Below are 15,316 nucleotides of genomic sequence, written 5' to 3' on the forward strand. Positions count from 1 at the left end.
TATTAACCGTTTACTACGTCGCTAACGGCTTTTTCAAAGCGCGCTAAGCCTTCTTTAATATCTTCAAACGGAATAATTAAAGACGGTGTAAAACGAATTACATTCATACCCGCTACAAGATTCATCAAACCATTATTAGCACTGGCTATTAAAAAGTCGCGTGCGCGGCCTTCAAATTTGTCATTTAGTACTGCGCCAATTAATAAGCCTTTACCACGTACTTCGCTAAATACGTTGTATTTTTCGTTAATTGCGTTTAATCCGTCACGGAATAATTGCTCGCGCTCTTTAACACCGTTTAGTACGTCTGGTGTATTTACTGTATCAAATGCCGCTTCGGCCACAGCACAAGCAAGTGCGTTTCCGCCATAAGTAGAACCGTGAGTACCAATTTTTAAATGCTCAGCAATAGGTGTACGAGTGATCATAGCGCCAATAGGAAAACCACCACCCAATGCTTTTGCCGTTGTTAAAATGTCAGGAACAACCCCTAAACCTTCATAAGCGTATAAATCGCCTGTGCGACCAACACCCGTTTGTACTTCATCAAAAATAAGTAACGCGTTATGTTTAGTACAAAGTTCGCGTACTTTTTTAGCAAATTCATCTGTTGGTGAAATAATACCGCCTTCACCTTGTAATGGTTCCATCATAACAGCACATGTTTTATCGCTGATCAGCGCTTCAAATGCCGCTATATCGTTAAAATCACAATGTACTATGTCAGCAGGTTTTGGACCAAAGCCATCTGAATAAGCCGCTTGCCCGCCCACAGTTACTGTAAAGAATGTGCGACCATGGAAACCTTTATTAAATGCAATAATTTGCGTTTTTTCAGCGCCATATACGTCCAATGCATAACGACGAGCTAATTTAAGAGCGGCTTCGTTTGCTTCTGCGCCTGAGTTTGCAAAGTAAACTTTATCAGCAAATGTTGCTTCAACCATTTTTTGAGCTAAACGAAGTGCTGGCTCATTGGTCATAACATTTGATAAATGCCAAATTTTTTCGCCTTGCTCTTTTAATGCTTTAACTAATGCAGGATGACAGTGACCCAAACAGTTAACGGCAATACCACCGGCAAAATCAATGAACTCATTGTTATTTTGATCCCAAACGCGTGAACCTTCACCACGAACTGGAATGATTGCTGATGGATTATAGTTTGGTACCATTACGTCGTTAAATAAGTCTCTTGTTACTTGCATTTTTACACCTAAATTTAATGGGCTTAGATAAAAGATTAGTTGCTAACTCAAAGAAGAATATAGCCTTTATTCTTCAGCAAACACGTTATTATTTCTTGTAGAGGTCATTATCGAAGGTTAGCTGTTAAAATTGCAGTGCTATTTTGTGAAAAATGATTAAAATAAAAGTCAAAATAACGAAGAAAATAACCATTATGATAACTCCACAAGACGAGAAACTACTTTCTGTACTAAAAACAAACGCAAGAGCGAGTATTTCTGATCTTGCACGAATGCTTGACTTATCTCGTTCAACAGTACAAAGCCGAATGCTCAAATTAGAAGAAACCGGTGTGATTAAAGGCTATAGCGTTGATTACGGTGACGACTACCTTAGTAAAATGGTATCAGCTCATGTGTCTATAAAAGTAAGACAAAAATTAACAACTAAAACAAACATTGAGCTTAAGCAAATTGATGCTATTTCACAGCTCTATGCCATAAGTGGTGAGTTTGATTTAATTGCAGTGGTCCAAGCTCAAAATTTAGAACAGCTTAGTCATTTGTTGGACGATATAGGAAATCTTGATGGGGTGGAGCGAACAACATCTTCTGTAATTTTAGAAACTAAATTTAAGCGCTAGGGTTGGGTAGTTCCTTTGTTTTTAGTCGTTAAGTGAACACTCGGTATACTTTAGGTCAATAATAAAAAGGCTAGGGTCTGTTGAACCTTCAAGGTTAAATTAACAGCCCCCAAAAGATTCTTCCTAGGCGCTATTTTCTCTTGGTTGCCTACATAGATGCAGGGTAGGGGGCGTGAGCAGGGCGCGGAAGCTTTGCTCGGTTTTTATTTATTCTTACATGGATGTAAGCAATTAGAATAACGCAGGAGCAGTTATCGAGCACACTAGCTTATAAATCTTGCGCCGCAATTAAATAGCACCTAGTTTGAACAAATTTTTATCCACAAAGATAAACAGACCCTAGATATAAATGCATTAATTTAAATATTTAAGCGTGCTTTTTATAAGTTAATAGCAATAAATCATAGATTTAAATATTGAAGCCATTGATAAGGTACAAAATTTTGTAAAGAAAATTAATACTTTTTTATATGCATGACTATACTTGTTTTAATTTGTACATTATTTAGCAATGGATTATGCCCGCATATCTTTTCACTCTTTTGTTAGGTTTAACTGGGCCTCTCCAGTTTGGGACAAACTTACCCACCACAGCTCCTAATAATGCAGTCAACCAAGTCGAGTGTATTTTATTTGAAATGGGAGCGCCTTTTCGGCTACAAACCTTGCCATGGTTACGTGCACGTCGAGAAGTAAAGTTAGAGCGCTTAGATGGATATTTCACAACCCATTTGATGCCTGAAATGAAAGCTTGTGGACGTATATCATCCCCCATTTTTTTAGAAAGCTGGTACTGGTTCACTCACCCAGAGAGCATTAATAAACCAAAAAATAAAATGCGTTATGGTGCAGTAAGAGGAAGTTATCAAGCAAATTGGTTTAAAACTCAGAATATTATTGCTGAGGTAGAAGTAAATTCATTAGAAGAAATAGTAAATGTAATGCACCATAAACGGATTGATAGAATCCTACTTGATTTAGACGATTTTGAATTAGCAGCCTCTAAGCTAGGGATCAATAAAGACGAGTACCAAAAAGAATTTTTTAGATATGTACCTTTGGGATTATTTGCTTCGCATTCACTTATCAAACGCCTTCCTGAATTTATGCAGCAGTTCGATGAAAATATAAATACTTGTGCGCAAGCTCCATTTTCACTATCAAAAAGTGAAGAAACGCAAATACTTGATAGGCTCTACAGTAGCGCTAAAACCTTATTAAACTTACCTAGTTTAGTCGAAGAAGTTCAAATAAGTAATGAGTCTCCTTTGAGTGAGCCTGAAATTATGAAACGAGACCAGCTATGGATAAAAGAAAGTAAACACGTTGGGCATGCTGATGCGTTAACTATGCTTTATTTACCGTTATCTAAGGTATTTAAAAAATGGCAATCGCAGTTTAAAGGTGTTGTTACTGAGCTTATATTGACTGATAGCCAAGGAAAAAATATAGCAATAAGTAAGTTAACCAGTGATTACTGGCAAGGAGATGAGAATAAGTTTACTAAAATATTTAAACAGTCAAAGGACTATAACTTTGATAGCGTTACATATGATGCATCAACACATCATTTTCAAGTACAGCTAAGTTTTCCTGTTTTAGATAATAATAGCCATATTGGAGTGTTGATTTTAGGTGTTGATGTAGAAAAAGCACTCCATTCGTCAAACGAAAAGAGTAACTAACTCGATACCTTTTACATAAGTTAGCTAAGCTTTGGAACTTTTGCTTAGCTAACATTATATTATGGATGTATTTTTTCTGAGGTCGGCTTTTTTCTTATAATTTCTTTTTTGGCTTCATCAAGCTTTATAAAATAAGCATTACCGCCAATACCTTTAAACTCTTCATCTGTAAATACAATAGTATTGTCATCAAAAAAAGTGACAGCTTCTTTTTGAGTTACTATTCCTAAGTCAATTTTTGATACATCGCCAGAAAAAAACTTATCACCCTCAAAATTTTCGAATAACCAAATACTGGTTGAATCAAGTAATATCAGCTTTTTACGATCAGGGCTTAAAGCAGCCGATGTTATCCAGCATAGCTTTTCTAAAGTGGTACATGTTTTAAATGAATCTATTAACTCGGCTTTAAAATTAGCAGCATGATCGCCCACTTTATAAACCTTAGTAATACCATCAAATGGCTCTGTGCGGTTTTTAGTAAATAAATATAAGTGACGTCCTAGAGCTACAAATGCCTCTAAATCAAAATTACGGTTATTGGGCTTTATAGGACTGCCATCCATTTCGGGGTAGGTAAACTTAATTATTTCTGCTTGAGTCGTATCTGTTTTTATATCTATCGGGTTTTCTATTTTATAAATAGTGAGCCATCTACGATCGTTTTTGTTGTTACCAAAATCGCCTAAAAAGAAGTGCCCAAATTTGTTTTGGGTCATGTCTTCCCAATCAATGTTTTTAGCGTTTTCAACTAAAATTTCTTTAGCAATAGAACCGTCTTTATTGAGTCTGTATAGCTTTGGTTCATTGCCTCCGTCGTTAATAGCCCATAAACGTTGCTGTTTATCAAATTCTATTCCTGATATTTCTTTTAATTTAGGGTCAACTGAAATTTCTTTTTTACTGTATAGGGTATAAATTGAGGTACCAATAAATGCAGCTACAACTAAAAAAATGATGGTGGTAGTTATTAAAATGGTTTTTTTCAACATGAAATTAATGATATTTCAGAGTATTAGAATGATGTGTATTATCCATGATGAAGTAATATAAAAAAAGTAATTTAGGATTTTAAATTTTCTTCGGATATTTGCAGCTATAAATATTTATATATTGAACTAATGAGGTTTTTAATAGTTTGTTGGTTTGAATATTGCTCTGTATGTTAAGTATCATTTAAAGCGTATTGTATATAAGGTTGATGCACCTTTCTGGTGCAATTGAAATATTATTTGCACTGTAATAAAGCGTAAATAAAGTTTTGTTTAACTAATAACACGTTTAATGATTTTTAGATGGTTACCACATCGCCTTTTTGTTTAGTTGTATGGCCTGTGGCAAAGATTAAGTACCCTTTTTGGTTTAGTTGGAGCCTGCTATGTTGAATAAACGTTTTTTTAAAACAAAAGATGAAGCTGAAGTTACTTTTGAATTTTCTCATCCAGAGGCAGAAGAAGTTTGCTTATTAGGTGAATTTAATGATTGGAAACCAGTGCCAATGAAGCTTTATAAAAAACAAGGTGTGTTTAAATTTAAGCAACGCTTACCTATCGATCAACAATTTCACTTTCGTTATCTGATTAATGGAGACATTTGGGATAACGACCATCAAGCTGACGGTTATATCGGCAATACATTTGGCACAGAAAACAGCATAGTAAATACTCAACGCACTAATTAAGGCGATTCAATGGATGCTCTTTCGCAGTTGTCTTACCTGCATGGTATTGGCTTTGAATTCACTAAGTATACAGGTGAACAGGTATTTTTTAGCGAAGAAACGCGTAAACGTGCTTTGCAATGTTGTGGTGTTGATACAAATAATGAAGCAGGAATAGCTCAACTAACTTATGATTTAGATGCATCGCTTTGGCTTGATTTAGTACCTAGTGAGAGTTTAGTTGAGCAAACTGCATGTTTGTTAAAGCTTCGTATAGATGAACGTCAGCAATATTTAGCCGCTAATATCGATGTCCCTTCACTTGGAATGCATTTAGCATTTGATAACCTTTATAACTTGGCTGTCACTGGTGAATATTACTTGCATGGCGTTCGCTATATTGAGCTGGCACTACCCATTGGTAATATGCCAATTGGCTATCATGACGCTAATGTTCAGGTAGGTGAGCAACACGCTATTACACAAATTTGGTGCGTGCCTGAGCAAGTCTATCAAGTGGGAGACACAAAGCGCACTGGATTATCTATTCAGCTTTACACATTAAAAAATAGAGCGAATTTTGGTATTGGCGACTTTGACGATTTATTAGCGCTTACAAAACTATGCAGCTCCCATAACATGGATTATATATTACTTAATCCACTGCATTTGTTATTTGCTGATATGCCAGAGCGAGCCAGTCCTTATAGCCCTAATAGTCGCGCTTTATTAAATCCTCTTTATATTTCTATCGTACTAAGCGAAGACGCAATAAATAACGAAAACCTTGACGCCATTATGCAGCAAGATGATGTCGCTGCACTTATTAAAAGTAATGATCAGTTTATAGATTATGAAAATGTAAGCCGTATAAAGTATACGTTATTTGAAGCGCTTTATAATCAGTTTGAATTAACGGCAAGTGATGAGCGTCGCCAAGCGTTTACTGATTTTTGTAATGCTCACTCTACTACGTTAAATACCCTCGAATCAGATAACCTAACATTTGCTTATTACCTGCAATGGCAAGCGCATATGCAACTTGCACTGTGTCAAAAAAGTTGCGCAGAGAGAGGCATGGCTATTGGCTTAATAAACGACTTAGCTGTTGGTTGTGCTGGCGATGGGGCTGAATTTAAAAACCAGCAATCGCTGTTTAGCCAAGGTGCAAGTGTAGGCGCTCCACCCGATCCATGGGCTGAAGCAGGTCAAAATTGGGGCCTCCCAGCCCTCAATCCCCAAAGCCTTAGTAATAATCACTACCAATTTTACCGCTCGCTCATTCGCGCAAACATGCAAAACGTAGGTGGGCTTCGAATTGACCACGTAATGGCTATTAGGCGCCTATGGTGGTGCTTTGAAAGCAATGGCGAACAAGACGGCTGTTATGTTTACTATCCGTTTGAGCATTTACTTGCCATTTTAAAAATTGAATCGCATATTAATCAGAGTATTGTTATTGGTGAAGATTTAGGCATCGTACCGCCAGAGGTTAGGGAAGCTTTGGCATCTAGCGGTATTTTTTCCAACAGCTTATTTTATTTTGAGAAACAACACAGTGGAGAGTTTTTATCGGTAGATGAGCTAGCAACACATTGTTTGTTAATGATAGCCAATCACGATGTTCCTCCATTTACAGGCTGGTGGCAACATGATGATTTAGATATTAAGCAACAATATAAGCTTATAACTTGCAATGAATACGAGCAACTAAAGCAACAGCGAATAGAAGAGCAACAAAGGTTACTACGTTTTATTAATCACCATGGCAATACAACTGAACTTTTATTACATAGTGAAGCTGTGACTGTTTATAGCGCACTTGCATTGTGTTTAGCAGGCTCTCAATCGCGTTTATTTGCAATACAAATAGATGACTTAGATGAGCAAAAGTATCCGGTTAATATCCCCGGGACAGATAAAGAATATCCTAATTGGCGACGTGTATTAACGCATACCAGTGAAGAAATTTTTACCAAAAATGCCTCACTTTTAGCTGCTATCGATTCAATAAGGAAAGGTTAAATGAGCAGTACAACTAATGAAAATAGTTATGATGCACAAGTACACGCATTAAATATAGGGCGATTTAAAGACCCATTTAGCTTCTTAGGGGCACATAAAACGGATGCTGAGGTTGAAATTCGTTTTTATCTACCTTGTGCAATAAGCGTAAGTGTTACATTAAATAATAAAAGTATTAAGGCGAAACGCTACCAGCAAAGTGACTTATTTATAGCCAAAGTTGATGCTTTGCCCACTGCGCCATATGAATGCATTGCTCAGTACACAGATAGCAGCGTTACCTTTTATGATGAATACAGTTTCCAAAGCACACTTGATGCAGAGGCAATGTATTTATTTAACGAAGGCAGTCTTGAACATGCTTACTCGCATTTTGGTGCACATTTTAGTACTCAACAAAACGTAGACGGTGTACGTTTTTGTGTATGGGCGCCTAATGCGGCAAGTGTCTCTATTATTGGTGAGTTTAACTTTTGGCAAGCGAATCGCCACTTTATGCGCTTTCATCCTGCAAGTGGTGTATGGGAGTTATTTGTACCAGGCCTTAAAGCTGACATGTGCTACAAATTTGCAATTACCGCGCAAAGTGGAGAGGTGCTCGAAAAAGCTGACCCTTATGCATTTAAAATGCAACAAGCACCTGGCACTGCAAGTGTACTGCAGTATAAACCAGTACCTATAAAGCTTGGCGAGCAGGCTCTTCAAAACAGACAAAAGCGTAACCATATAGATGCACCAATTAGTATTTATGAAGTGCATTTAGGCTCATGGCAACGGGCTGAAAACAACCGCTATTTAAGTTACACAGAGCTTGCCGACAAACTCGTTAGCTATGCCCTTGAAATGAATTTTACTCACCTGCAACTTATGCCAATAAGTGAATACCCGTTTGATGGTTCGTGGGGGTATCAGCCTGTTGGATTATTTGCACCTACCAGCCGCTTTGGCGACTACAACAGCTTTAAATACTTTGTAGAGCAGTGCCACAAAGCTAATTTAGGTATTTTGCTTGATTGGGTACCAGGGCATTTTCCAAGCGATCCGCATGGCTTACATCGATTTGATGGCACCCATTTATATGAGCATGCTGATAAGCGCCAAGGGTTTCATCCTGATTGGAATACCTACATTTATAACTACGACCGTCCTGAAGTTAAAAGCTTTTTAATATCAAATGCTATGTATTGGCTACATCAATTTGGTTTAGATGGCCTGCGTGTAGATGCCGTAGCTTCTATGTTGTATTTAGATTACAGCCGAAAAGAAGGCGAGTGGGTTGCTAATTGTTACGGCGGGCGTGAAAACTTAGGTGCAATTGAGTGCCTAAAGCAAGTCAATATGCGCAGCTATAAAAACAACCCAGGCATTATGATGGTGGCTGAGGAGTCGACAGCATGGCCGGGTGTCACCCAAAGTGTTGAGCACAACGGTTTAGGCTTTGGTTATAAGTGGAACATGGGTTGGATGAATGATAGTTTGCATTACATGCAGCACGACCCTTTATATCGTCAGCATCATCATCATGAAATGACTTTTTCGATGGTATACGCGTTTAGCGAAAACTATATATTGCCATTAAGCCACGATGAGGTAGTACATGGTAAAGGCTCGTTAATTGAAAAAATGCCAGGCGATGATTGGCAAAAATTTGCAAATTTACGCGCTTATTACGCATTTATGTGGGCACACCCGGGTAAAAAACTCTTATTTATGGGCGGTGAAATCGCACAGCGAAAAGAGTGGGGGCACGATCATTCTATCGATTGGCATTTACTTGAGCACCAAAGCCACAGCGGTATAAAGCACACCGTAAAAGCGCTCAATACCGTTTATAAAACCCAACCCGCGTTGTATGAGCTTGATTCGAGCGCGGCTGGTTTTACCTGGATAGATAACAATAATAATCAGCAGAGCATTTTAAGCTTTGTTCGCTATGCTAAAAACGCAAAAAACTTTGTGGTTGTTATTGCTAATTTTACCCCCGCGTCCTATGAAAACTACGTTATTGGCGTACCGAGTAAAGGGCGTTACAAGGTCATTGTAAATACAGACGATACTCAGTTTTTTGGCTCTGGCGTTGAGGTAACTAAAGATTCTTCGCTGATAGTTCAGGCAATAAACGAATCAAATCATGGTTTTAAACACAGTATTTCAATTGCCATTGGTGGCTTAACTACTATTTATTTACAAAAGGTTGATGATGAGTAACCGATTTGATGTAGCACCCGGTAATGTAGAACCACTTGGCTCTAGTGTTATTGATAATGGGGTCAACTTCGCGCTTTATGCGCCTGGGGCGAGCCAAGCTTATGTATGCCTGTTTGATAAAAGTGGCCATTCAGAAATACTAAAAATGGCGATGAATATCAACGAAGGGGGTATTTGGAGTATTCATATTTCGCCATTAAACGCCGGTGCGCTTTATGGTTTTAGAGTTGAGGGTGAATATAACCCTAAAAATGGTCAACTGTTTAACGAAAATAAGCTGCTGATAGACCCATATGCAAAAGACTTGTTTGGTGAGTTTACTTGGAGTGAACGCCATTACGGGCAAATGCCAATCGGTACTAAAAGCACTGTAAATAATGCGATTGATATACCTAAATCAAAAGTAGCGGCTCCTACGTTGTATACGCATAAAAAGCCTAACCACCGTTGGTCAAACACGGTTATTTATGAGTGCCATGTGAAAGGTACAACGTGTCGTCATCCTAAAATACCTAAACCTCTACAAGGGAAGTTTTTAGGGTTAAGCCACCCAAGCTTTATTGAACACTTACAAAGCTTTGGTGTTACAGCCGTTGAGCTTTTGCCTGTTCATTCTTTTATTAGTGAGCAATTTTTAACAGGGAAAGGTTTGCAAAACTACTGGGGTTACAACACGCTTAACTTTTTTACGCCCCATAAAGACTATTTGGTAAACGACGATATAAACGAGTTTAAGCAAATGGTGCAAGAGTTCCATGCTGCAGACATAGAAGTCATATTAGATGTTGTTTACAACCATACAGCTGAAGCAGGGGCGGATGGCCCTATACTATCGCTTAGAGGCTTTGATAACTTAGCCTATTACCGCACAGTAGATGGTCAGCCTGACGTATATATAAACGATACCGGCTGTGGTAATACCATAAATATTGACCACCCTAAAACACTGCAACTTGTACTTGATAGCCTTCGTTATTGGGTTGAAGTAATGGGAGTTGATGGTTTTAGGTTTGATTTAGCGACCATTTTAGGCCGCTCAAAAGCAGGCTTTAGCTCCGCACATACTTTTTTACAAGTAGTTGCCCAAGACCCTGTGCTTAACAAAGTTAAGTTAATAAGTGAGCCTTGGGATATAGGCCCAGGTGGTTATCAGCTTGGTGCATTTCCGCCGCCATGGCGAGAATGGAACGATCAATATCGCGATGTAATTAGACGTTTTTGGCAAAGTGAAACAGGCATTATTGCAAGCGTTGCAAAACGTTTGCATGGATCGTTTGATATTTTTGAGCACAGCCAACGTGGGCCGCTCAATAGTATTAATTTCATAACGAGTCATGATGGTTTTACCCTTGCCGATTTAGTGAGTTATGAGCATAAACATAACGAAGCTAATGGCGAGCAAAATCGAGATGGGCACAGTGCAAATCATTCGTTTAACTGTGGGGTAGAAGGTTTTACCAGCGACTCTAAAATAAACGCACTGCGCTTACAGCAACAAAAGAACTTTTTACTTACTTTAATTCTCTCAAAAGGTGTTCCAATGATTGCCGCTGGTAGCGAAATGGCGCACTCGCAAGGGGGGAATAACAATGCTTATTGCCAAAATAATCGCACTAGTTGGCTTGCCTGGAAAGATTCTCAACTTAATCATTCGTTAACACGATTTATTGATGATGCATTAAAAATTAGACGTGCGCACAGTGCGTTTAAACACAGTGTATTTTTAGATGATATAGACGAGCGTTTTACCGTTAAGTGGTTTACCGAACAAGGTAAAACCATGACTGATGCTCACTGGCATGAAGATACCAGGCAGTTTTTAATGTATAGCTTACTTGATAAGCAAAACAATCATGCATTGCTGATTGTATTTAATGCCAGTGAAAAAACAATTTTTTGTCAAATGCCCCCATCGCCAATTAATGCGCCGTGGCAAATGATTCTATCAAGTGTACATAATGCATCTGTGAGCAGTAATGAAGATGCGATGGTTGAAATTTCAGCACAAAGTAGTTGGGTTTTTAGTGCCAATTTAGAGGATGTTAGTCATGGTTAAACAAAGTGATCAAGTGTGTGTAGTAAAGAGCTGGCAAGAAGGGCCCGTTATTGATGAAAGTACGCTTAAAGATGACTTAACACGGCATTTTTATTATACCCTCGGCCGAGATAAGGTGGGGGAATCGCAGCATTATTTGTATCACGCATTAGCGCTTACTATTCGCGACAGACTTGTGGCCCGCTGCAGAGAAACGAATCAACAAATTAAGCAAGAGAAACGCCGCAAAACGGCTTACCTTTCTCTTGAGTTTTTGATGGGGCGTGCGCTAGGTAATGCTGTTTTAAATCTAGATTTAGATGAACAAGTAAGCTCAGCACTACAAGAGTACTGCACAACAATAGAAACAATTGAAGACGCCGAGCACGACGCTGGCCTAGGAAATGGCGGGCTAGGGCGCCTTGCAGCTTGCTTTTTAGATAGCTGTGCTAGTTTAGCGTTGCCTGTTATTGGCTATGGCCTACGATACGAATACGGCATGTTTAATCAATCGATTAAAGATGGTAACCAAATTGAGCAACCAGATAACTGGCTACGTGAAGGACATCCATGGGAGCTAAGCGCACCAGAGCATGCAAAACGTGTGAAGTTTGGTGGCTATGTGCAAAGTTACACAGATAAATTTGGCAGAGAGCACCGTCAATGGATGGGCTCACAAGATGTATTAGCTGTACCGTACGATGTACCTGTCCCTGGTTATAAAAACAATATCGTAAATACACTACGTCTGTGGAAATCAGAGGCAACAGATGAATTTAATTTAACCGAATTTAATGCGGGCAGTTATTCAGAAGCCGTCGCACAAAAAAATCTAGCCGAACAAATCACCATGGTGCTGTATCCAAATGACAGCAGCGAAAATGGTAAGGAGCTTAGGTTACGCCAACAATACTTTTTATCATCGGCGAGTATTCAAGACGTAGTAGACCAATGGGTTTCCCAACATGGCGAGAGCTTTAGTGACTTTGCTGATTTTCATGTTTTTCAGTTAAACGACACGCACCCAAGTATTGCTGTTGCAGAGCTAATGCGTATTTTAATTGATGATTACGAATTAGATTGGAACGACGCTTGGCAAATCACAACTAAAACAATGGCCTATACAAATCATACGCTACTTCCTGAAGCGCTTGAAAAATGGTCTGTTTCGTTGTTTTCAAAATTATTGCCACGTATTTTAGAAATAGTTTACGAGATAAATGCACGCTTTTTAGCACAAGTTGCACAGCAATGGCCGGGAGATGTTGAAAAGCAACGTGCATTGTCACTGATTGAAGAGGGTGATGAGCCGCAAATTCGTATGGCTTATTTAGCTATTGTAGGTAGTTACTCTGTAAATGGCGTAGCAGCACTTCATACTGAACTGTTAAAAGCGGGATTATTTAAAGAATTTTATGCACTGTGGCCAGATAAGTTTAATAACAAAACAAATGGTGTAACGCCTCGTCGATGGCTTGCGCATTGTAATCCAGTATTAAGTGAATTAATTGGTGAAAAAATTGGCCATGATTGGGTTAAAAACTTTTCAAAAATTAGTGACCTACGTCGTTTTTATGACGACAAGGCATTTCATGAGCAGTGGCAAAATGCTAAACGTGAAAACAAACAACGTTTAGTTGATTTAGTTAAGGCGCGCTGCGATATCGATTTTGATGTATCAATGATGTTTGACGTACAAGTAAAACGTATCCACGAATACAAACGTCAGCTATTAAACATACTTCATGTGATTCATTTATATGACCGTATTCGCCGTGGGGATACCCAAGGGCTTGTTCCTCGTTGTGTTCTATTAGGTGGTAAAGCAGCGCCGGGTTATTACATGGCTAAAAAAATTATTAAGCTTATTAATAACGTGGCAGAGGTTATAAATAAAGACCCTCAAGCTGCGCCATATTTACGCGTCGCCTTTTTGCCTAATTACAACGTAACTGCAATGGAAGTTATTTGTCCTGCAACTGATCTCTCAGAGCAAGTATCTACCGCAGGCAAAGAAGCGTCTGGTACTGGCAACATGAAATTTATGATGAATGGTGCATTGACAATAGGCACGCTGGATGGCGCAAACATTGAAATTAGAGATGCTGTTGGTGCTGATAACTTCTTTTTGTTTGGCGCACAAGCGCACGAAATTGACGATATTAAATCACGTTATAATCCAGAGCATTTAATATCGCAAAATAGCGATTTAAAGAATGTGATGCAATTACTCGAGAGCGGGCATTTTAATTTATTTGAACCATGCTTATTTGACGACATAACAAATGCAATTAAGAGCCCGCACGATCCATGGCTTGTTGCTCACGATTTTGAAAGTTATGTAGCAGCTCAAAAAGAAGTTGATAAAGCTTACGCAGATCAGACCTACTGGACACAAATGAGTATTTTAAATACAGCAGCCAGTGGTATGTTTTCAAGTGACAGAACCATAAGCCAATACAGTGAAGATATTTGGCATTTAGAACCCCTCAATATTAGTGAAACAGACTTAACGACAACTAAAAGCCATGCCACTAACAGCCTAGACTAAATGGAGAGAGTATTATGCCTAATTATGCAAATCGCTACATAAGTAGCCTAACCAGAGAAACTTACGCGTTAATACTGGCAGGCGGTCGCGGTTCTCGCCTGCATGAGTTAACCGATTGGCGAGCAAAGCCAGCAGTTTACTTTGGTGGTAAACATCGAATTATCGATTTTCCACTATCAAACTGCATTAACTCGGGTGTGAGACGTGTTGGTATTGCTACACAATATAAATCACATTCATTAATACGCCATGTAAACCGCGCATGGGGGCACTTTAAAAAAGAGCTAGGAGAGTCGGTTGAAATACTACCTGCATCTCAGCGCCAAGGTGATGATTGGTATTGTGGAACCGCAGATGCTGTTTTTCAAAACATAGATATTATTCGTCACGAGCTTCCTAAATATGTGATGATTTTGTCTGGAGATCATGTGTACCGTATGGACTATGGTGCTTTATTGGCTGAACATGTGCAAAAAGGCGCAGATATGACTGTGTGTTGTATTGAAGTCCCAGTAGAGGAAGCCGCAGACACGTTTGGTGTAATGACCGTTGATGAAGAAAATAGAGTGTGTCGTTTTGATGAAAAACCAGCAATGCCGAGCTCCGTACCCGGCAAGCCCGGTACATGTTTAGCATCAATGGGGAACTACATTTTTAATACTGAATTTTTGTTTGAGCAACTTAAAAAAGATTCTGAAAATGAAGGCTCTGGACGCGATTTTGGTCACGATATTATTCCAGCGATTATAGAAGAGCATAATGTGTTTGCCTTCCCATTTAGAGATCCAAACCAAGAAGGGCAACCTTATTGGCGAGATGTAGGTACGCTTGATTCGTTCTGGGAAGCTAATATGGAACTGGTAATGCCAGAACCACAACTTGATTTATACGATCCAACGTGGCCAATATGGACTTATCAAGAGCAACTACCACCTGCTAAGTTTATTTTTGATGATGAAGATAGACGTGGTATGGCTTTAGACTCAACAGTCTCGGGTGGGTGTATTATTTCGGGCTCTGCGGTTAGAAAATCCCTATTGTTTTCTAATGTCCACGTTCGCTCATTTTGTACCATTGAGCAGTCGGTAATTTTACCCGGTGCAGTTATAAACCGAGGTTGTAAAATTAAACGCGCAATAATAGATAGAAGCTGTGAAATACCTGCAGGTCTTGAAATCGGTTTTGACAAAAAAACAGATGAAGAAAACGGCTTTAGGGTATCTAAAAAAGGTATCGTTCTTGTTACACGTGATATGCTCACTGAGCTTGCAAAAAAGTTAGAACGCCAAGCGCGAGAAAATAAAAAGCTAGCGTAACAACA

General features: G+C 38.9%; 10 protein-coding genes. 8 read left to right on the top strand and 2 right to left on the bottom strand.

What is annotated here, in order from left to right; genetic code table 11:
• Window positions 1-2 precede the first annotated feature (2 nt).
• Window positions 3-1,208 (bottom strand): aspartate aminotransferase family protein, encoded by a 1,206-nt coding sequence (locus H5117_RS15465; RefSeq protein ID WP_182712441.1) that lies wholly within the window; start codon window positions 1,206-1,208, stop codon window positions 3-5.
• Window positions 1,209-1,402: 194 nt separating this feature from the next.
• On the opposite strand from H5117_RS15465, the gene H5117_RS15470 reads away from it, so the two are divergent.
• Window positions 1,403-1,831, top strand: a complete 429-nt coding sequence (locus tag H5117_RS15470) for an Lrp/AsnC family transcriptional regulator (protein WP_002958609.1) — start codon at window positions 1,403-1,405, stop codon at window positions 1,829-1,831.
• A 518-nt stretch (window positions 1,832-2,349) separates the two neighbouring features.
• Window positions 2,350-3,516 (top strand): cellulose-binding family II protein, encoded by a 1,167-nt coding sequence (locus tag H5117_RS15475; protein ID WP_182738587.1) that lies wholly within the window; start codon window positions 2,350-2,352, stop codon window positions 3,514-3,516.
• A gap of 59 nt (window positions 3,517-3,575) precedes the next feature.
• Here the strand turns inward: H5117_RS15475 and H5117_RS15480 are convergent, their stop codons facing one another.
• A complete protein-coding gene (locus H5117_RS15480; RefSeq protein WP_024595451.1) occupies window positions 3,576-4,508 on the bottom strand; it encodes a hypothetical protein in 933 nt (310 codons plus the stop codon).
• Between the two features lie 386 nt (window positions 4,509-4,894).
• Here H5117_RS15480 and H5117_RS15485 point away from each other — a divergent pair, with 386 nt between their 5' ends.
• Genes H5117_RS15485 through glgC form a run of 6 tightly spaced genes read left to right on the top strand, consistent with a single transcriptional unit; the run spans window position 4,895 to window position 15,311 of the window.
• Window positions 4,895-5,197, top strand: coding sequence for an isoamylase early set domain-containing protein (locus H5117_RS15485; protein ID WP_024595450.1), 303 nt, complete (start codon window positions 4,895-4,897; stop codon window positions 5,195-5,197).
• 9 nt (window positions 5,198-5,206) lie between these two features.
• The gene (malQ, locus tag H5117_RS15490) at window positions 5,207-7,201 is read left to right on the top strand and encodes a 4-alpha-glucanotransferase (RefSeq protein WP_182738588.1); all 1,995 of its coding nucleotides are present in this window, start codon (window positions 5,207-5,209) and stop codon (window positions 7,199-7,201) included.
• Window positions 7,202-9,409 (top strand): 1,4-alpha-glucan branching protein GlgB, encoded by a 2,208-nt coding sequence (gene glgB / locus H5117_RS15495; protein ID WP_182738589.1) that lies wholly within the window; start codon window positions 7,202-7,204, stop codon window positions 9,407-9,409.
• Window positions 9,402-11,465 (top strand): glycogen debranching protein GlgX, encoded by a 2,064-nt coding sequence (gene glgX, locus H5117_RS15500; RefSeq protein WP_182193805.1) that lies wholly within the window; start codon window positions 9,402-9,404, stop codon window positions 11,463-11,465. Before glgB ends, glgX begins: the two co-directional genes overlap by 8 nt.
• Entirely contained in the window at window positions 11,458-13,995 is a 2,538-nt protein-coding gene (locus tag H5117_RS15505; RefSeq protein ID WP_182712438.1) for a glycogen/starch/alpha-glucan phosphorylase, read from the top strand. The genes glgX and H5117_RS15505 overlap by 8 nt, the downstream gene beginning before the upstream one ends.
• Before the next feature lie 14 nt (window positions 13,996-14,009).
• Window positions 14,010-15,311 (top strand): glucose-1-phosphate adenylyltransferase, encoded by a 1,302-nt coding sequence (gene glgC / locus H5117_RS15510; protein ID WP_002958601.1) that lies wholly within the window; start codon window positions 14,010-14,012, stop codon window positions 15,309-15,311.
• Window positions 15,312-15,316: the final 5 nt, after the last annotated feature.

The organism is Pseudoalteromonas sp. SG45-1, assembly GCF_014164135.1.
In the GTDB taxonomy this organism is placed as follows: Bacteria; Pseudomonadota; Gammaproteobacteria; order Enterobacterales; family Alteromonadaceae; genus Pseudoalteromonas; species Pseudoalteromonas distincta.

Excerpts from the sequence above, each read along its gene's own strand:
- H5117_RS15465 (WP_182712441.1), bottom strand. The coding sequence starts at position 1,208 with ATGCAAGTAACAAGAGACTTATTTAACGACGTAATGGTACCAAACTAT.
- H5117_RS15470 (WP_002958609.1), top strand. The coding sequence starts at position 1,403 with ATGATAACTCCACAAGACGAGAAACTACTTTCTGTACTAAAAACAAAC.
- H5117_RS15475 (WP_182738587.1), top strand. The coding sequence starts at position 2,350 with ATGCCCGCATATCTTTTCACTCTTTTGTTAGGTTTAACTGGGCCTCTC.
- H5117_RS15480 (WP_024595451.1), bottom strand. The coding sequence starts at position 4,508 with ATGTTGAAAAAAACCATTTTAATAACTACCACCATCATTTTTTTAGTT.
- H5117_RS15485 (WP_024595450.1), top strand. The coding sequence starts at position 4,895 with ATGTTGAATAAACGTTTTTTTAAAACAAAAGATGAAGCTGAAGTTACT.
- malQ (WP_182738588.1), top strand. The coding sequence starts at position 5,207 with ATGGATGCTCTTTCGCAGTTGTCTTACCTGCATGGTATTGGCTTTGAA.
- glgB (WP_182738589.1), top strand. The coding sequence starts at position 7,202 with ATGAGCAGTACAACTAATGAAAATAGTTATGATGCACAAGTACACGCA.
- glgX (WP_182193805.1), top strand. The coding sequence starts at position 9,402 with ATGAGTAACCGATTTGATGTAGCACCCGGTAATGTAGAACCACTTGGC.
- H5117_RS15505 (WP_182712438.1), top strand. The coding sequence starts at position 11,458 with ATGGTTAAACAAAGTGATCAAGTGTGTGTAGTAAAGAGCTGGCAAGAA.
- glgC (WP_002958601.1), top strand. The coding sequence starts at position 14,010 with ATGCCTAATTATGCAAATCGCTACATAAGTAGCCTAACCAGAGAAACT.